15 protein-coding genes are annotated in these 18,860 nt (G+C 72.1%); 4 read left to right on the top strand and 11 right to left on the bottom strand.

Annotated features, from left to right (window positions below):
- The first annotated feature begins 22 nt into the window (after positions 1-22).
- On the top strand, positions 23-946 hold the full coding sequence (locus WME75_RS07565; RefSeq protein WP_437487802.1) for a YlqF/YawG family GTPase: 924 nt from the start codon (positions 23-25) through the stop codon (positions 944-946).
- A gap of 45 nt (positions 947-991) precedes the next feature.
- Here the strand turns inward: WME75_RS07565 and WME75_RS07560 are convergent, their stop codons facing one another.
- Positions 992-1,564: an NADPH-dependent FMN reductase gene (locus WME75_RS07560; RefSeq protein WP_437487799.1), complete on the bottom strand. Its 573-nt coding sequence runs from the start codon at positions 1,562-1,564 to the stop codon at positions 992-994.
- A 394-nt stretch (positions 1,565-1,958) separates the two neighbouring features.
- On the opposite strand from WME75_RS07560, the gene WME75_RS07555 reads away from it, so the two are divergent.
- Positions 1,959-2,882, top strand: a complete 924-nt coding sequence (locus WME75_RS07555; RefSeq protein WP_437487797.1) for a DUF808 domain-containing protein — start codon at positions 1,959-1,961, stop codon at positions 2,880-2,882.
- Between the two features lie 8 nt (positions 2,883-2,890).
- A complete protein-coding gene (locus WME75_RS07550) occupies positions 2,891-4,912 on the top strand; it encodes a S9 family peptidase (protein WP_437487794.1) in 2,022 nt (673 codons plus the stop codon).
- Here the strand turns inward: WME75_RS07550 and WME75_RS07545 are convergent, their stop codons facing one another.
- The 10 genes from WME75_RS07545 to WME75_RS07500 form a co-directional block, all read right to left on the bottom strand.
- Positions 4,913-5,341: a DUF3037 domain-containing protein gene (locus WME75_RS07545; protein WP_437487791.1), complete on the bottom strand. Its 429-nt coding sequence runs from the start codon at positions 5,339-5,341 to the stop codon at positions 4,913-4,915.
- A complete protein-coding gene (locus WME75_RS07540; RefSeq protein ID WP_437487788.1) occupies positions 5,322-6,182 on the bottom strand; it encodes a HipA family kinase in 861 nt (286 codons plus the stop codon). The genes WME75_RS07545 and WME75_RS07540 overlap by 20 nt, the downstream gene beginning before the upstream one ends.
- A 289-nt stretch (positions 6,183-6,471) precedes the next feature.
- Complete coding sequence (locus tag WME75_RS07535) at positions 6,472-7,599, bottom strand: hypothetical protein (RefSeq protein ID WP_437487785.1); 1,128 nt, start codon at positions 7,597-7,599, stop codon at positions 6,472-6,474.
- Positions 7,600-8,024: 425 nt separating this feature from the next.
- On the bottom strand, positions 8,025-9,716 hold the full coding sequence (locus tag WME75_RS07530) for an SNF2-related protein (protein ID WP_437487782.1): 1,692 nt from the start codon (positions 9,714-9,716) through the stop codon (positions 8,025-8,027).
- Between the two features lie 578 nt (positions 9,717-10,294).
- Entirely contained in the window at positions 10,295-11,407 is a 1,113-nt protein-coding gene (locus WME75_RS07525) for a hypothetical protein (RefSeq protein WP_437487779.1), read from the bottom strand.
- Positions 11,408-11,768: 361 nt separating this feature from the next.
- Entirely contained in the window at positions 11,769-12,239 is a 471-nt protein-coding gene (locus WME75_RS07520) for a hypothetical protein (RefSeq protein WP_437487776.1), read from the bottom strand.
- Positions 12,236-13,432 carry an MFS transporter gene (locus WME75_RS07515; protein WP_437487773.1) on the bottom strand — a complete coding sequence of 399 codons (1,197 nt, stop codon included), beginning with the start codon at positions 13,430-13,432 and terminating at the stop codon, positions 12,236-12,238. Before WME75_RS07515 ends, WME75_RS07520 begins: the two co-directional genes overlap by 4 nt.
- Before the next feature lie 178 nt (positions 13,433-13,610).
- Complete coding sequence (locus tag WME75_RS07510) at positions 13,611-14,156, bottom strand: dihydrofolate reductase family protein (protein ID WP_437487770.1); 546 nt, start codon at positions 14,154-14,156, stop codon at positions 13,611-13,613.
- A 37-nt stretch (positions 14,157-14,193) separates the two neighbouring features.
- Positions 14,194-15,447 (bottom strand): outer membrane protein assembly factor BamB family protein, encoded by a 1,254-nt coding sequence (locus WME75_RS07505; RefSeq protein ID WP_437487768.1) that lies wholly within the window; start codon positions 15,445-15,447, stop codon positions 14,194-14,196.
- Between the two features lie 27 nt (positions 15,448-15,474).
- Positions 15,475-16,689 carry a DNA polymerase IV gene (locus WME75_RS07500; RefSeq protein WP_437494765.1) on the bottom strand — a complete coding sequence of 405 codons (1,215 nt, stop codon included), beginning with the start codon at positions 16,687-16,689 and terminating at the stop codon, positions 15,475-15,477.
- A gap of 122 nt (positions 16,690-16,811) precedes the next feature.
- On the opposite strand from WME75_RS07500, the gene WME75_RS07495 reads away from it, so the two are divergent.
- A complete protein-coding gene (locus WME75_RS07495) occupies positions 16,812-18,854 on the top strand; it encodes a bifunctional serine/threonine-protein kinase/formylglycine-generating enzyme family protein (RefSeq protein ID WP_437487765.1) in 2,043 nt (680 codons plus the stop codon).
- Positions 18,855-18,860 lie beyond the last annotated feature (6 nt).

The following is an 18,860-nucleotide window of genomic DNA, read 5'->3' as shown; positions in this document are numbered from 1 at the left end:
GGCGTGATAGAGCTGCCGGCCGATGTCGATTCAATGGTATCCCGGCCACATGACCAAGGCTCGGCGCATGATCGCCGAGTCGATGCCGTCGCAGGACATCGTCATCGAGGTGCTCGACGCCCGCATGCCGCTGGCCAGCGAGAACCCTGTCGTGGCCGAGCTGCGCGGCCGGAAGCCGTGCATCAAGGTGCTGAACAAGAGCGATCTGGCGGACCCGGCCGTGACCCGGGCGTGGCTCCGCCACCTCGAGGAGGAGCCCCCGGCGCTCCTCGGTGAGCCCTCGCGTGAAGGCTCGCGTGAGGCGCCGCCCGGCGGCAAGGTGCTCGCGATCGCGATCTCCGCGACCCAGTCGGCCGAGGCGCGGCGCCGGATCCCGGAGCTCTGCAAGCGCCTCGTGCCCCCCAAGAACGGCCCGGGCAAGGTGGTCCGGGCCATGATCGTGGGGATCCCCAACGTCGGCAAGTCGACCCTCATCAACACGCTCATGGAGCGCAAGGTGGCCAAGGTCGGCGACGAGCCCGCGGTCACGAAGAGCCAGCAGCTCGTCACCTTGAAGAGCGGCATGGCCATCTCCGACAACCCGGGGATCCTCTGGCCGAAGATCGACGACGACGCGGCCTCGTTCCGCCTGGCCGTGGGCGGGGCCATCCCCGACACGGCCATCGATTACCAGAGCGTCGCCCTCTTCGCGGCGGGGTACTTCCTGCGGCGCTATCCCGAGCTCCTCGTCGCCCGCTACAAGCTGAAGGAGCTGCCGGAGACGGCCGCCGCGCTGATCGAGGAGATCGGCCGCCGCCGCGGCTGCCTGCGCGCAGGCGGGTCGGTGGACCTGCACAAGGCGTCGGACATCCTTGTCCACGACTTCCGCGCCGGGCGCCTCGGGCGCATCAGCCTGGAAGAGCCGCAGGGGCTGGAGTCGCCCTCGGGGATCGAAGAGAGCGCCTGAGCGGCGGCGCGGCGCGCTCGACGGTCGAGGGCGCGCCGGCCGCGGCTACGCCGCCCTCCCCGTCGCGGCCTGCTTCGCCTGGACGATCGCGCGGGCGAACCAGAGGTACTCGTCCAGGAACCGCTCGGTCGACTTCACGACCTGCTCGCCCTTGAGCTGGAGCGACTCGTCGAACGCATTCTGGACCTCCGAGACGAGCAGCTTCGTGGGCAGCGGGAAGGCCCCGAGGCTCAGGATCACGTGCTGCAGCTGCGTCGACGCGTTGATGCCCCCCAGCTTCCCCGCGGAGACCGCGACCACGCCGATCGGCTTTCTGCCGAACTCCTCCCAGAAATGGTCGATCGCGTTCTTCAGCACGCCCGAGAAGCTCCCGTGGTACTCCGGCGTCACGAACACGAGCGCGTCCGCCGCGTGCAGGCGCGCGCTCAGGGCCTGGACCCTCGCCTGGACCTGCGCGTTCCGGCCAGCGCGCGCCTCCAGGATCGGCAGCGGGTCATCGGCCAGGTCGATCAGATCCGTCGCGACGCCCCGCTCCTGCAGCTTCTTCTCCAGGTGATGCGCGACCTTGTGCGACTGCCTTCCGACCCGCGTGCTGCCAAGCAAAATACCTATTTTCATGAGGGCTCCCTCCAGCCAGGAACGAACATGCCATCAAGGTAAGCTTGGGTGTCCATCCCGTCAGCTCGCGCTCCAACCTGTTGGACAGTGTCCAATCTGCCGTCTCGCCGTCTCGCCGTCTCGCCGTCTCGCCGTCTCGCCGTCTCGCCGTCTCGCCGTCTCGCCGCCTCGCCGTCAAGACGCGCGCGCGCCCTCGCGGTCGGCCGGCGCCGCCCGGGCCCCGCGCGGCGCGGGCGACGTCGAGCTGCCGCGCATGCTAGGCTCGCCGGTCGACGTGATCGCCTAGAATCTTCGACCGGCGACGGCCGGCGCCGCTACCCTGCGGGCCGCGACGGCCGCCAGGCGGCGCCGCCGCGACGCCCCTCACCCATCCACTCGACGAGGACCTCACTCCATGGCCGGAAGCAGCCTGCTCGCCCTGATCGACGACATCGCCACCGTGCTGGACGACGTGGCCGTGCTGACCAAGGTGGCCGCCAAGAAGACCGCCGGTGTGCTGGGCGACGACCTCGCGCTGAACGCGCAGCAGGTGACCGGCGTCACTCCCGAACGCGAGCTGCCGGTCGTGCTGGCCGTGGCCAAGGGCTCGATGATCAACAAGGCCATCCTGGTGCCGGCGGCGCTGGCGATCAGCGCCTTCGTGCCCGTGGCCATCACCCCCCTGCTGATGATCGGCGGCGCCTTCCTCTGTTACGAGGGGTTCGAGAAGGTCGCGCACAAGGTGCTGCACAGCAAGCACGAGGACGAGGCCCACCACGCCGAGCGGGTGCACGCGCTCACCGACCCGAAGATCGACCTCGTGGAGTTCGAGAAGGACAAGATCAAGGGCGCGGTGCGCACCGACTTCATCCTGTCGGCCGAGATCATCGCGATCACGCTGGGCACCGTGGCGGCGTCACCGTTCGGCACGCAGGTCGCCGTGCTGACCGGCATCGCCCTGCTCATGACGGTCGGCGTCTACGGCCTGGTCGCCGGCATCGTCAAGCTCGACGACGCCGGCCTCCACCTGAGCCGCCAGGGCGATCCGCTCCAGCAGTCGCTGGGCCGCGGCATCCTGAAGGCGGCGCCCTGGCTGATGAAGGGCCTGTCGGTCGCCGGCACGGCGGCGATGTTCCTTGTCGGCGGCGGCATCTTGACGCACGGGGTGCCGTGGCTCCATCACCGCATCGAGGACATGACCCACGGCGCCGGCCCCGTGCTCGGCGCTGTGGTGCCGTCGCTGGCGAACGCCGTGGTCGGCGTCGCGGCCGGCGCGGTGGTGCTGGGCGTCGTGACCGCGGTGAAGCGGGCGCTCGGCCGCGACAAGCACGCCCCCTGAGGCCGAACATGACCCGCGAGCTCGCCTCGCTCCTCCTCGTCGCAGCGCCCGCCCTCGGCTGCACCACGCCCGCGCCACGGCCGGCGGACGCCGCCCCCGGAGCGGCCGCCTCCCGGCCGCCGTCGCGCCCGGACGCCGCGCTCGACGAGCCCGCGCGCCTCGAGAGCCGGTCCCGCCCGGGGGCGCGCGCCGTGCCGCTCGAGGAGCTCTTCCGGTCGGTCTCGCTCGAGGGGGCGTGGGCCTCCCCCGACGGGGAGAGCGTCGTGTACAGCGGCAACGCGAGCGGCCGCTACAACCTCTGGATCGCCGACGCGGAGAGCGGCGCGGCTCGCCCGCTCACGAGGAGCGAGCAGCGCCAGACGAAGCCCGCCTTCTCCCCGGATGGCGCCTGGATCGCGTTTCAATCGGACACGGACGGCGACGAGCAATGGGACCTGTTCGTCGTCCGGCCCGACGGCACCGAGCTCACCCACCTCACGGCGACCCCCGACGTCGCCGAGTCCGGCGCGCGCTTCTCCCCGGACGGCAAGACGATCGCCTGCATGGTGCGGCCCAGGACGTCGCCGTCGTCCGAGATCGCGCTCCTCGACGTCGCCACCCGGCGCCTCCGTCCGGTCACGACCGGCACGCGTCCCGGGCTCAGCAACATCGCCCCGGTGTTCTCGCGCGACGGGGAGCGCCTCGCGTACACCGAGTCCGACGGCGCGCGGAAGAACAGCAATGTCTACGTCGTCGACCTCGCCACCGGGGCGCGCACGCTGGTCACGCCGCACGAGGGAGAGCGCTTTTACCTCGCCGTCGACTTCTCCCCCGACGGCGCGAAGCTGCTCCTCGGCTCGAACGCAAGGAACGGGCGCGACGGCGTCGCCGTCCTCGATCTCGCGACGAACGCGCTCGACTGGCTCGTGAGCGATGAATGGTCGAACCAACCGGGCGCGTTCTCGCCGGACGGGCGCTTCGTCACGTTCTCTCACAACGCCGATGGCAACGCGGAGCTCGCGATCGTCGATCGGAGCACCGGGGCCGTCCGCACGCTGCCCACCGGGAAGGGGTCCAACGAGGTCCTCCCCGCGCCCAGCGCGTTCTCGCCCGACGGGTCCCGGCTCTTCTTCTTCCACGAAGGCCCTGACAGCCCCCGCGGGGTGTGGGTCCACGCGTTCGCGACGGGGGCGTCCCGCCAGGTGACGCGCGCGCTCTCGGAGCGCATCGACCCTGCGGATCTCGTGCACCCGGAGCTCGTGCATTACCGGAGCTCGGACGGTCGATTCACGATCTCAGCGTTCGTCTATGTGCCCTACGACCTGCCGCGCGACGGGCGCAGCGCCGCGATCACCTACGTGCACGGGGGCCCGACGTCGCAGTTCGTCAACAAGTGGAACCCCGGGATCCAGCACCTCGTCCACCAGGGATACGTGGTGATCGCGCCGAATTTCCGCGGCTCGACGGGCCATGGCGACGAGCTCGCGTTCGCGAACCGGTTCGACTGGGGCGGCGGCGACCTCGACGACGTGCGCGACGCCGCGGCGTGGGTGGCGCGCACCGGGTTCGTCGATCCGAAGCGCCTCGTGATCATGGGCGCGAGCTACGGCGGCTACATGGCCCTGATGGCGGTCGCCAAGCAGCCGGAGACGTGGGCCGCCGCCGTCTCCATCGTCCCCTTCGTGAACCTCTTCACCGAGTTCGCGACCGAGGACCCGGAGCTGCGCGAGTACGACCGGTTCATGATGGGCGATCCCGAGGAGAACCGCGCGCTCTGGCTCGACCGGTCGCCGATCCACTTCGTCGATCGCGTCCGCGCGCCGGTCCTGCTCCTCGCCGGGGGCAAGGACCCGAGCGATCCGCCCACCGAGGCCATCCAGATGGCGGAGGCGATCCGGAAGCGCGGCGGCGTCGCGGAGCTCACGATCTACCCGGACGAGGGGCACATCTTCTCGAAGACCGAGACGCGGATCGACGCCCAGCGGCGCATTGCTGGGTTCCTGCAAACTCACGTGCAAACGCACGTGCAAGAGGGCGCACCGCCGCGGTGATCAGCCCTGTCCCGGCCGCACCAGGGCCGCGAGCAGCCTGTCGAGGGCCGCGGCCGGGTCGGCGCCGAGGCCGACGTGGACGCGCGAGGGCTGGACGATGGTGCTGGCCGGCGACACAACCCAGCCGAAGCGCTCGGCCTGGGGGAGCCCGGCGACGTGCCCGCACGCCGGATCGCCGGCGCAGACGCGGCGGATGAAGTCGAGGTGGCCGCGCACCGCCTCGAGGTCGAGAGCGGGCCAGAGGGCGAGCAGGCGCCGCTCGTCGGGCTCGAGGCGCGCGTCGAGGAAGCCCCGGGCGCGGCAGAAGAGGACCACCCCGACGTTGACGCGCTCGCCGCGCTCCACGCGCGGGACCACGCGCAGCACGGCGTAATCGAAGGGGTCGGCCCCCGCGCGGGCAGGCGGAGGGCTAGCGCCGGGCTCGAGCATCGAGCGCCTCCTCGACGAAGCCCCGAGGAGATGCGAGGCGGCGGGTCAGGTAGGCGGCATACGCCGCGCGCCGCGCCGCCGCGACCGGCGCGGCCTGCGGCCCGGGCTCGTCGACCGGGTCGGACGAGAACGCCGAGCGCCGCTCTCCGGCGAGCCGGACCGGGGGCGCCTGCTCGACCAGCCACGCGTCCGGGATCGCGGCGACGATCTCCGCGATGCGCTCGGGCGTGAGCCGGGCGCTCAGCGCGGCGTCGGCCGCGGCGAGGTCGCCGGCGAACGGCAAGAGGACGTGGTTGCCGATGAGCGGGAAGCGGTCGGGGGCGTCGGCGAGCGGGTCGGTCGCGTCGGTCCAGGCGTGGTGGACGTAGAGCGCCGCGCCGTGGTCGATCAGCCAGAGGCGGCGGTGCCACAGGAGCAGGTTGGGGTTCTTGGGCGTCCGGTCCACGTTGCTCACGAAGGCGTCGAACCAGACGACGGCCGCCGCAAGCCCAGGGTCGAGCGCCGGGCCGGCGAGCGGATGGAAGGCGAGCGACCCGGGCAGGTAGTCGAGGGCGAGGTTCAGGCCGGCGCTCACCGCGAGCAGGTCCGAGAGCTCGGGGTCCGGCTCGGCGCGCCCGAACGCGGGGTCGAGCTCCATGAGCACGATCTCGGGCACCGGCAGCCCGAGCGCGCGCCCGATCTCCCCCGCGACGAGCTCCGCGATGAGCGCCTTCGGCCCCTGGCCGGCGCCGCGGAACTTCAGCACATAGAGGCCGTCGTCGTCGGCCTCGACGAGGGCCGGCAGCGACCCGCCCTCACGGAGCGGGGTGACGTAGCGGGTCGTGCGGACGGTTCGGATCATGCGGGACCTTGGCGACATGGCGGACTGCGCCCCCCGGGTCAGGCGGCGGTAGTTGACGACATCTCGGCGCTCGACGCCAGCGCGTCGCCGCCGCGCGCTGGTCCGGCGGCTCGCGAGGCGACGCCGCGGCCAGCACCGACAGCAGGCGCGCATTTACGTGAATACGTGAAACGGGGAGGCTGGGTCGAGCTGGGTCGCACCGGAAAGCGCGCCCTCGATGCTCGATGAGGCCGGCCGGGCGCTCGCTCCGCGCAGCTGCGCGAGAGCGAGCGCCGCAAGCCGTCCTGGCTCACTCGCCGAGGTGATCCAGCCTCGAGCCAGGCACGGTCTGGTAGTCACCGAGCAGCAATCCCTGCAGCTCGGTCGTGAACTCGAACGGACCGACCACATGAATGACCTCGCCGCTCGCGCCACCGGCGCCGCCCTCGCCGCTCGTGCCGCCGGCGCCGCCTTCGCCCGTCGCGCCACCGGCGCCGCCTTCGCCCGTCGCGCCACCGGCGCCGCCCTCACCGCTCGTGCCGCCGCCGGCGCCGCCCTCGCCGCTCATGCCGCCGGCGCCGCCCTCGCCGCTCATGCCGCCGGCGCCGCCCTCGCCGCTCATGCCGCCGGCGCCGCCCTCGCCGCTCGTGCCACCGGCGCCGCCCTCGCCGCTCGTGCCACCGGCGCCGCCCTCGCCGCCAGCGCCCGTCGCGCCACCGGCGCCGCCCTCGCCGCCAGCGCCGCTCGTGCCGCCGGACCTCGTGACGGTGATGGAGTCGACGTAGACCACGGTCGGGTTGGCCCAGGGCCCCGCGCTACCTGCATCGACCTTGAGGCCGATGCGCCTCACCTGGTCCTTTTCGAAGTTCACGTCCTCCGCAGCGGCCGCAGCGGCGGCATCGACGTCAATGGTGAGCTCCGTCCACTCGCCCAGGCTGCTGAGGTCCGTCCACGCCCAGGGGACGCCCGCCCAGCCCTGTACATCTCCGTTCTGTACGAACGTCTGCACCCCACCGCCGGTGGCGGCGTGGGCCTTCAAACGGAACGTGACGGTGGCGCCGGTCAGGTCGACGAGCGCCGGGAAGTCGAACTGGAACAGCGTCCCTGTGGTGGCCGCGGTGAGCGGCACGGCCAGCCGGGCGCAACCCGAGCAGCTCTCGTCCGGACCAGGACCGATGTCCGGAGCGCCGCCCCCGCCGCCTTCGTTCGTGCCGCCCTCGCCGCCCACGCCCTCGCCGCCTTGGCCGCCCTCGCCACCGGCGCCGCCTTGGCCGCCCTCGCCACCTTGGCCGCCCTCGCCGCCCTCGCCGCCGGTCCCCGTGCTGGTCGAGCTCCCGGAGCCGCTCGGCGAGCCCGTCGACGTGCTGGAGGAGGTGCCCCCGCCGCTGCCGCCGTCACCGTCGTCGCCGCAACCCGTCAACGCGAACGCGCCGGTCACCAATCCACATAGCGCCAAAGAAAGTACTGATCTCATCGCATCCTCTCCATGTGTCCCACGCGCGGTCGCGCGGCTGAGATCGCCGTTCGCCGTACCTGCTCTTGCCGTACCCGAGCTCTCTCCGAACCCGCCGCGCGGGCGCGACGTTATCCCGAAGCCGGAATTTTCTCAACGGCGCAGGTGGACTTTTCCGACATGCAGCGCTCGGCGCGCCGGCCGATCATCGATCGTCGGCCTCGCCGCCTGCGCGGGGCGTGCCCGAGGTGCTCTCGGATCACGCCTGGAGACCCGGCCGTCCGGCGAGACGACACGGCGCTGATGGCCGTGGAGCTCGACGGCGCCCGCTTCTTGAAGCAGGGCAAGCAACGGCGTGCTCGTCATCTGGCTCGCAGGCGACGAACACCGCCTCGGTGCAGGCGCGCCTCTCAAGCGGCGCCGGCGAGCAACCGCTCGATCTCGTGCATCGTCTCGACATCATCGCCGACCATCGCCTTCATCGACTGGATCCGGCGGCACACGATCGCGGCGATCTTCTCTTCAACGGTGTCGTCGGCATACGCCCAGTAGACCTGCGCAAAGCGTCCATCGCGGTGACAGCGGCCCTCGATCTGCGCCATCTGGATCGCCGACCACCGCAGATCGTGGATCACCTCCGAGCGCGGCACCTCGTTGTGCTCGCCCTGATGGAGCGAGATCCCCTCTTCCACGGTGAAGAGCACAACGAGCGGCTCGCCGCGCTGGAAGCGGAGGCGCTCGGCCTCCTTCTCGCCGGCCGGCAGCGCGCCGTGGATCAGCGCGCACGGGACGCGCTCCCGGGCGAGCGCGGCCTGCACGGCCTCGAGCGTCTCCATGAAGGCGACGGAGACCGCGACCTGATGCCCGTTGTCGAGCAGCTCACGCACGAGCTCCACGGTGCCTGGCACGCGGATGAGCGAGCTCTTCTGTCGCAGGCGCAGCGTCGCGGCGAGCGCCGACCTCGGGTTCGCGCCCTTCGGCACGAGCTCCATCTCCCGGCGGAACGCGGTCCAGGCCTGCGCGTAGAGCTCCCGCGCGGAGGCATCGAGCTCGAGGGGGGTGAGGATGCGGTTGATCTCGGGCCAGCCGGCGACGTCCTCCGGGCGACGCCGCATCCCTACCGCGGGACGGCCGTCGAACAGGAGGGCACGCACCTTCTCGCAGTCCGCCGGATCGCCACGCCAGTCCCACCTGCCGAAGGCGCCGCGCGCGACCCCGAGCCCCTGGCCGGCGCACCACTGCTCGAAGTCCTTCAGATCCGCGGAGCGACTCCCGGTCGCGCTCGCCAGGAGCGGCGCGAGATACGACAGCTCCAGCGGGTTCTGCCCCGCGGTGGCGGAGAGCCACAGCACGAACCGCGCGCGTGCGTTGAGCTTGACCGCGAGCTTGGAGCGCGCCGCCGCCGGGTTCTTGCAGCGGTGGCTCTCGTCCCAGATCACCACGTCGAACTCCGCGGCGCTGCCGGCGCGCGCCAGTCCCTTCTTCGATCGGATCCTTCGCCGCGCCTCCGGGGTCACCTCGAAGAGCTTGCCGAGCCGATCATAGTTGATGATCACGACCTGTTTGCCTGCGTCGCCCATGGCCTGGACGGTGCGGCGCCAGTGCGCGACGACGGCGAGCGGGCAGACGATCAGCACCGTTGTGACGTCCGGCATCCCGAGGACCGCTGCCCAGGCGGTGATCGTCTTGCCGAGGCCGACGTCGTCGGCGAGGAGGAACCCGGCGCGCCTCGCGGCTTTCGCGGCGGCGATGGCCCGCACGCCGTCCAGCTGGTGCGGGCGGGGGACGATCGCCCCGGCGGGGGCGGCCGGCGCGGGCGCGGGGTCGTCGTTGAGCGCGTGCTCGATGCGTCGCTCCCACGAGTACGGCGCGGCGCGGAGCGGCGCGAGGGCCGGCGGGAGCGTCTCTGCGCGAACGACGAACACGCCGTGCGCCGCGTCCCAGCGCGCGCCGCTCGCGGACGCGACCGCGCGCATCGCGAACGGGACGTCGAGCACATGGGCTCGCTCCGCCGCCGCGCGCGGAGCAGGGGCCGCTGGAGCGGCCGCGCTGGAGGCTCTACGCGGGGCCGAGACCGTTCGCTTGGCGCGCATCGTCGTCATGACGGCCCTGATACCAGCGCGGCCGCGCGCCCGCGCAGGAATCGGCGTGAAGGCGCAGGCGCACGCGGGCCGATCGGGTCGTGGAGCGGCGGGCCGAGGTGTATCCGTACGAGGATCTTGGCCGCGTGCAAGCAGAAGAGGATCGACGGCTGGTGGACGCCCGTCGCCGAGCCGGCGCCGATGGCGAACGGTGGCTTGGCATGTTGCGGCGCCTGCGTGAACAGTTCCCCGACAACGAGGTCGACAATTTCTCAGTCCATCTCGCGACGGGAGGCCACGACGCCTGTTATTCCGGCTCTCTCTATCTTCCGGGGGATACGAGCGCATGCCGCCGGAGATCGGCAACGTGGTCGTGCCGGGCGTGGCGACCCATCTACGACGTCTGGCAGAGGCCAGGCTATACGATTGCTTTTTTCAGACGCATGGTAAGCCGGTGATGCTCTCAACCTCGGCGTTCACCGGCACTCCGAGCGATCTGGCAGAGCATGAAGCGCATGCGGACCGGGCTCGAACCGTCCAGAGCGCGTCTCGCGCGCTTCCGTGGTGAGGAGCAGCGGGCGCCGCGGGCTGGCGCGCGATCAGTCGGCGATGTGAAGCAGCGTCGAGCCTGCCACTGGCATATAATCGCCGATCACCATGGGCTCCACGCCGGTCGTGAACTCGAACGGGCCCACCACATGAACCACATCTTCCCCGGGGCCGCCGCCGCCGCCCTCGCCGCCAGCGCCGCCTTCGCCTCCGCCGGCCCCAGCCGCGCCGCCTTCGCCACCCGAGCCGCTGGTGCCGCCCGCGCCACCCGCGCCGCCGGCCCCAGCCGCGCCGCCTTCACCGCTCGTGCCGCCCGCGCCGCCGGCCCCAGCCGCGCCGCCTTCGCCGCCCGCGCCGCCTTCGCCGCTCGTGCCGCCCGCGCCGCCTTCGCCACCCACGCCGCTGGTGCCGCCTTCGCCGCCCGCACCGCCGCCGCCCTCGCCGCCCGCACCGCCGCCGCCCGCGCCGCCTTCGCCGCCCTCACCGCCCTCACCGCCCTCGCCGCGCTCGCCACTCGGGCCCCCGGCGCCGCGCGCACCGCTCATGCTCGCGGGCCTCGTGACCGTGATGGAATCGACGTAGATGACGGTCGGGTTGGTCCAGGGCCCCGTGTCGCCCGCCGTGACCTGAAGCCCGAGCAACGCCACCATGGTTCCGTTGAAGAAGGGAGACGCCGAGGCCGCGGCATCGACATCGATCGTGAGGTCCATCCACTCTCCCAGGCCGGCGACCGGATTCCATGTATAGCCGATGTTCGCCCAGAACAGGTCAGCCCCGTTTTGCACGAACGGCTGCAGGCCACCCCTCGTGCCGGCGTGGGCCCTCACGCGGAACGTGACGAGGGAGCCGGTCAAGTCGACCGGCTCGTCGAACCCGACGAAGAACTGCGTCGCTTGCCCTGCGCTCGTGAGCGGCACGGAGAGCCGCGCGCAACCGGAGCACTGCTCGTTCGGTTCGACGGTCCCGCCGCCGCCTTCGCCCGAGCCGCCGCCGTCAGATCCCGTGCCGGTCGAGCTGCCGGTCCCGCCCGCCAAGCTCGACGTGCTGGAACTGGAGGGACTCCCGCCTGCGCCGCCGCTGCCCGAGCCGTCATCACCGCAACCCGTCATGGCGAACGCGCCGACCAGCAATCCGGTTACCGCCAGAGAATGAACGGTTCTCATCGCAGCCCCTCTTTCATCGATCCCATGGGAACGCGCGGCCGAAGCCGCTGCTCGCCGTGGCGGCTACCACCACACCCGAGCTCCTCCGCGCCAGCCCTGCCCCCTCGACATTATCTGGTGCCAAGAAACTTCTCAACCGCAAGGACGGTTAAATACGTTGGTAGGAGCACAATGCGCTTCGCGATCGTCGACGCTGGCTACGCTGGGAGGGCGGCAGCCACATCAGACCACCTGCGGAGTCGAGCCCGGAGCGCAGCGCGCCAGTGGGCCCGGCGGCCGAGCGATGAGGGCTGCTCGACCGTGGCGCGATGACGCCGAGACGACGGCGGCGCCGTTCACGGGGCCCGTCGAGGCGCGGGGCTCAGCGCCCGCCCGAGGCCGGCGCCGCGGTGGGGTGGAGTAGCATCAGGGCGATCGCCGCGACATAGAACGAGAGGCCCGCCAGCAGGAACGCGATGGCGACGCGGTAGATCGTGGTCTTGCGATCCCGGTAGGCGAGGGAGACGAGGAGCCAGCTGCGCATGTCGTTGCCCGGTTGCTGCGTGAGCCAGCGGATGTGCTGCACACCCCAGACGATCAGCGTCGCGGCGAGCAGGACGGTCGCCACGCCGGCGATGATCAGCCCCTGCGCGGCGCGGCTCGTGCCGGCGATGAGGCGGCCCGAGAAGCCGGTCGTGGTGATGACGATGCCGCACAGGCCGATGAGCACCTGGGCGCGGTTGTGGAGGACGGCGAACTGCCCCTCCAGGATCCTGTGCGCGACCTCCCAGGACTCGGCCCCGACGAGCTTGATGAACCGGTCCACCTCTTCCTCTCGCGCAACGCTCTTCATGACCGACGCCGTAGCACTCCGCGCGTCGCACAGGCGAGGAACAGGCAGAACGCCGCGAGGGTGAGCGCCGCCATGAGCGCGCCGGCGACCCACAGCACGGGGCGGTGCCCGTAGCGATCGACGCCCATTCCCACGATGGGCGCGAGCAGCACGAAGGCGAGGCGGAACAGGAAGCTGCGGAGCGAGACGCAGCTCGCGCGATCGCTGTCGGGCGCGAGCCGCTGCTCTGCGTGGTGGAGCAGCGGCATGTGGAGGCCGCGCATGAACGTGAGCAGGAAGTAGAACGCGAACCCGAGCGCGTGATGGGAGAGCGCGAGGCCGAGGTAGCCGGCCGCCACGAGGGCGACGCACACGAGCAGCGTCCCCGTCATGCCGAGGCGGCGGCCGGCGCCCTCGCTCAGCATCGCGCCGATGGCGGTGGTGAAGCTGGCGACGGCCCACATGGGGCCTATCCACGTGACCTTGGCGCCGGCCTCGGTGGCGTACAGGGCCATGAGCCAGGTGGGCAGATACGACGCGAGCGCGAACACGACGCCGAGCAGCAGCACCGCGCGGAAGTCGGCGCGCTCGAACAGCGCGTCGCGCACGATCGCGCGCATTCGGCCGAGGTGGTCCTCGACCTTCGGCTGCGCGCGCTGGGTCTCGCCGAACCGGAGGGCGATCCCGAGGGCGAGCACCCAGACCGCGACCTCGATCACGAACGGCAGGCGAGACCAGCGCGCGTACAGGAAGCCCGCGATGAGGGCGCCGCTCCCCGCGGCGATCTGCGCGATCGAGCGCATGCGGCCGTACCAGCGGGCGAACTCGTGCTCCCTGCCCTGCTCGCGGAGCGAGTCGTAGAGCAGCGCCGAGTCCGCCCCCGAGACGAGCGAGAACCCGACGCCGAGCACGAGCTCGGCGAGCAGCACCGACCAGAGCGCGTGCGCGAGCGCGTAGAGCAGCCAGCCGAGCAAGATGCTGCAGGAGCCGAGCACGAGCGCGCGGCGATGGCCGAGGCGGTCGGCGATGTAGCCGGAGGGGAACTCGAAGAGCGCGATGCTCAGGCTGAACGAGGCCTGCACGCTCATCATCGTGGCCACGCTCATGCCGATGTCCTGGGTCCAGAACAGCGGAAAGATGGCCGCCGGGAACATCAACGAATGCACGCCGTAGTAGGCGCAGATGAGCCAGGGGTTCCGCTGGACGGGCGACATGACAGGAGGGCGCGAGCTTACGCCGTCGAGGGCGCCGCGTCCTCGATCGGCGGGGCCCCGCGCCGCGCGACGAACAGCCTCTCCTCGGGCCTACCGTGATCGCGAGACGAGGGAAGCACCGGGGGTGACGCGGGGATGGCGCGGAGATCCAGATCCGCTCCGGCGTCGCGGGCGTCCCTTACGCCGCGCCGCCGTATTTCACGTCGTACTTCAGGAGATGCGCGCCGTTCGCGTACGGCTTCGAGCCAGCGAGCGCCAGCTCGACCTTCCTTGTGCTGCCGCCAAAGAGCCTGATCCCGTGGCCGAAGAGGATGGGATTCACCTTGAGGACAAGCCGGTCGATGAGCCCGCGATCCAGGAGAAAGCCGGCGAAGGCGCCGCCGCCGCACAGATAGATGTCCGGGCCGTCAACCGCCTTCAGCCCCTCGACGACCGCGACCTCGTCGCGAGCGACGACCCGGACCTCCGCATTCTCGTCGAAGCGCAGCGTCTTCGAGAAGATGTGGTGATCCATGTGCGGGTACGCTCGCTTCCCCGGGACGAGCCCGAAGGGATAGCCCCATTCGTACGTCTTTCTCCCCATCAAGACGGTGCCGTAGCCCTTCAGGCGCTCGGCGTACTCGGCGGCGTGCTCGCCCTCCATCAGGAAGCCGTCGACCGAGCCGTCCTCGTGCGACACGAAACCGTCGAGCGTCACCGCGACGTCGTAAATGATCTTTCTCACTCGAATCCTCTCGTTCTCGAAACCAGCCTCGCTCCCGCTAGAACTCGGTCCCGATCATGTACCGGAGCTGCCCTGTCTTCAGCGAGATCACGTAGACCGCCGTCCAGCTGGCGAAGAAGACGTCGTTCGCCGAGACCGCGATCCCGGCCGAGACCTGCGACTTCTTGTGGACCTGCACGTCCCACAGCCGCTTGCCGGCGGCGGCGTCGAAGCAGGCGAGGCGCGTCCCCTGGCTGTGATCGTTCATGTCGTAAGGGATGACAAGGAGCCCGCCCGCGTAGGCCGCCTCCTCGGTCCCCGACGCCTTCGTGGTGAGCGGATCGACACCGGGCACCACGTCCTTCCAGAGGACCTTCTTCGCGTCGACCGCGGCCACCATCTTGACCTGGCTGCCCTTGCTGCGGCGGCCGAGCAGGAACCGCGGCCCGGGCCCGCTCGGGACGAGCGCGCTGTGCGCCGACATCCCCTCGACGTCGTGCAGCCGGGGCAGCCCGAGCTCGTCGAAATCGGACCAGCTGACGAGCCGATAGCCGGGCGCCTCGCCCGCGTTCGAGCTCGGGACCGGCTTGCAGGCCGCGTCCTTCGCGAGCTCGCGCCGCTTTCCGCTCGCCGGCTCCAGCCCGTGCTTCGCGTCGTCGACCGTCTCGACGACGATCACGCCATTGCCCTGGCACACCCGCTTCGCCTTCTCGCCGAGCGACACCGACCACGACGGCGTCCCGGTGCGCAGATCGTAGGCTTGCGCCTTGCCCAGCCCGTCGATCGAGATCACCCGATCGAGGACGACCGCGCGCCGCGCCTCGTGGCTGGTCGCGTCCTTGGTGAGGACCGCCGTCTTCCACACCTGCTTCCCATCGCGCCCGTCGTAGGCCGCGATCCACGCCTCCCCGCCGGGGACGCTGCTCTTGCCGATCACGTCCGGCGCGCCGTCGCCGTTGACGTCGGCGAGCATCGGCCGGTCGCCGAAGTGCGTCCTGGGCCCGACGCCGAGCAGAGGCCGCGCCCCGGCGCCGGACGCCCCCGGCGTGCGCATCGCGACGTAGCCGGCGACCGCGCCGGCCACGACCATGGAGAAGACGACCCCCGTCACGGTGAACGCCGCGACGTTGCCGGACGGCGGGGCGATCCGGACGACGTGCATGCCCTGCGGGATCGGCGCGGTGGTCGGCTTCCTGCCGCGATCGATCAGCGACCGCGCGCCGCAGTACTGGCAGGTGGCGGCGTCCATCCCCGGCTGAACCGGCAGCGGGGCGCCGCATCGCGGGCATCGGGTGTCGACGATCCTTGCCATCGTTCGACTCTACACGAGCTCCGTCCTCTATTTCTTCTCTGGCGCGATCCCGCGCCCGCCGGGGACCGCGCCGCGCGGGTCCGCGGGCGCACGATCCAGGAGGGCCGCGCGGGTGAGCCCCTTCCCGCCGAAGCGCTCGGCCACCTCCGCCACGACGCCCTCCAGCCGGCGGCGGCGCTCGGAGGCGACAGGGAACAGGCTCAGGGTCGGGCCGCCGGTCTGGCGCGTCAGGTCGCCCGCGGCGATGCCGACGAGCCGCACCGGTCGCGAGAGGTCGAACCGCGAGAGCAGCCCCCGCGCGCACGCGTAGATCGAGTCGGTGTCCCCGACCGGCTCGGACAGCCGGGTCTGGCGCGTCCGCAGCGTGAAGTCCGAATACTTGAGCTTCACCGCCACCGCGCGGCAGGACAGGCCCGCCTTGAGCAGGCGCCGCGCCACGCGGCCCGACAGCTCGAGCAGCCAGCGCTCGATCGCCTCCCTGCCCAGGAGGTCCTCCTCGACCGTCTCCTCCGCGCCGATCGACTCCGCCGCGCGGCCCGGGACGACCGCGCGCTCGTCGACGCCGGCCGCGAGGAGCCGGACGTGCTCGCCCCACGCCGGGCCGAGGAGCTCGTGGAGGCGCGGCGCCGGGCAGCGCGCGAGGTCGCCGACGGTCGCGAGCCCCGCCGCGCGGAGGCGCTCGGCCGCGCGCGGGCCCACGCCCCACATGCGCTCGAGCGGCAGCGGCGCGAGGAAGGCGGCGATGTCCTCGGGGACCACGACGAGGCCGTCGGGCTTCTGCAGATCGCTCGCGATCTTCGCGGCGAACTTGCACGACGCGACCCCGGCCGAGGCCGTGAGCCCGAGCTCGTCGCGGATGGCGCGCTTGATCTGCGCCGCGATCGCCGCGCCCTCGCCGAAGAGCGCGCGGCTCGCGGTCACGTCGAGGAACGCCTCGTCGAGCGACAGCCCCTCGACGAGCGGCGTGAAGCGGCGGAAGATCCCGAAGATCTGCGCGCTCACCTCGGCGTAGCGGGCGTGCCGCACGGGCACGACGACCGCCTGCGGGCAGCGGCGGATCGCCTCGGCCATCGGCATCGCCGAGCGGGCGCCGGAGGGGCGCGCCTCGTACGAGGCGGCCGCGACGACGCCGCGCCGCGAGGCGCCGCCGACAAGGACCGGGCGGCCCCGCAGCGACGGGTCGTCGAGCTGCTCGACCGACGCGAAGAACGCGTCCATGTCGATGTGGAGGATCTGGCGCATCGCGGGGGGGCGATCGCACCCCGGGAGCGCGCCGGGATCAACCGCCCCGACGGCCAGGGTCACGAGGGCAGGTCCCGCGGTGCAGCCGTCGGCGCGCCGGTGGTACCATCGCCTCGGTCCTCGTGGAGCTCCGACCCGACGCCGTCATCGCGGACAAGCTGCACCTGCTGAGGCCTCTCGGGCAGGGCGGGATGGGGGTCGTGTGGGCGGCGCGGCACCTCGCCCTCGACACCGACGTCGCGGTGAAGTTCATCCGTCCCGAGCGGGTTGCGGAGAGCCCTGCTCTCGTCGCGCGTTTCCACCGGGAGGCGAGGGCCACGGCGCGGATCGCGCACCCGCACGTCGTGCAGGTCATGGATTACGGGGCCGTCGACGGCGCCGTGCCGTACCTCGTGATGGAGCTCCTGCGCGGGTTCTCGCTCGCCGAGCTCCTCGAGCGCGGCGGCCGCCTCAGCTTCGCCACCGCGAGGTCGCTCGCGCGGCAGGTGGGGAGCGCGCTCGAGTGCGCCCACGAGCGCGGCATCGTGCACCGCGACATCAAGCCCCACAACGTCTTCATCACGGACGGGGGCAAAGGAGTTCCGCTCTTCGTCAAGGTGCTCGACTTCGGCGTCGCGAAGATGGCGGGCGACGCGGCGGTGCCGGCGGCGAACCCCGCGCTCACCGAGACCGGGATGGTGATCGGATCGGCTCCCTACATGAGCCCCGAGCAGCTCGAGGGGAGCAAGGACGTCGATCTCCGCTCGGATCTCTGGTCGCTCGGCGTCGTCCTCTACGAGACGTTGACCGGCGCGCAGCCCTTCCAGGGCAGCTCGTTCGTCGCCGTGGGCGCGGCGGTCCTGAAGGGGAAGTTCCGCCCCGCCACCGAGCAGAGGCCGGACCTGCCGGCGTCGATCGACGACTGGTTCGCCAAGGCGCTCTCCGTCGATCCGAGCTGCCGATTCGAGTCGGCGCGCGAGATGGTCGAGGCCTTCCCGGACCTGGAGGCCCGGATCGTGGAGCTCGTGGAGATCGACGCGCCCGCTGGCCGCCATCATCCTGCCGCGTTCGCCACGACCGTGGCCGCGCCGGTCGATCTTCGGGGCGCGCCCCACGGCGCGGGCGAGCTCGCGAGAGAGCCTGTGACCTCGGGCGCGCTCGCAACCTCAGGCGCGCTCGCGACCTCAGGCGCGCTCGCGGGCGCCCCTGGGACGGCAGGCTCTGTCCCTGACGCCGCGGCCGGCCACACCGTGCTCCACCCGCTCGCCGCGCAGCGGCCCGCGGCGCGGGGCCCCTCGGGCGCGCGCGCCACGGGCCTCCGGCGCGGCGTGCCGCTCGCCGCCGCCGCGTGCGCGGCGGGCGCGGGGGTGTACCTCTTCCTGCACGCGCCATCGGCCGGATCGGGCGGCTGCCCGGGCGGCATGGTGCTCATCGAAGACGCCGAGTTCCAGATGGGCTCCGACGCGGACGCGGAGACGCCCAGCGACGAGACACCGCGGCACGGCGTGACCGTGAGGCCGTTTTGCCTCGACGTCACCGAGGTCACGGTGAAGGCCTACTCGGACTGCGAGGCCTGCGAGCGCCCGCGCCAAACCGTCGAGTCGGAGGGGCTCACGCCCAACGGCCGCTCCTTCTGGAGCCAGTTCTGCAACGGCCCCGAGGCGCTGGACCACCCCATCAACTGCGTCGATTGGCACCAGGCGAAGGCGTACTGTGCCGCCTCCGGCAAGCGGCTGCCCACCGAGGCGGAGTGGGAGCTCGCGGCGCGCGGCAAGGACGCGTGGACCTACCCCTGGGGCCACGCGCCTCCCGCGGGCGAACGCCTCAACGCCTGCGGGCCGGAGTGCAGCCGCATGCTGACGGAGCGGCTCGAAAAGGTGGGAAAGGGGCCGTGGCCTCGCATGTACAACGACGGCGACGCGGCCCCGGCGACTGCCCCCGTCGGACGATCGCCGGCAGGGAGATCGCCCGCCGGCGCCCTGGACCTGGCCGGCAACGTCTGGGAGTGGACCGAGAGTCATTATTGCCCCTACGACAGGGACGATTGCGACGACTCCCGCCGCGTGCTCCGCGGCGGCGGGTGGGACACGGTCGAGAGCCAGTACGTACGCTCCGCCCACCGCCGCCCGAGCGCTCCCACGGCGCGCGGCTGGAGCATCGGCTTCCGCTGCGCCAGGGACCCGTAGGCGCGA

Origin of the sequence: Sorangium sp. So ce1014 (assembly GCF_051521505.1) — a bacterium.
Taxonomy (GTDB): Bacteria; Myxococcota_A; Polyangia; order Polyangiales; family Polyangiaceae; genus Sorangium.
Note: the sequence above shows the minus strand (reverse complement) of the source record. Positions and strands in the feature narration are given on the sequence as shown.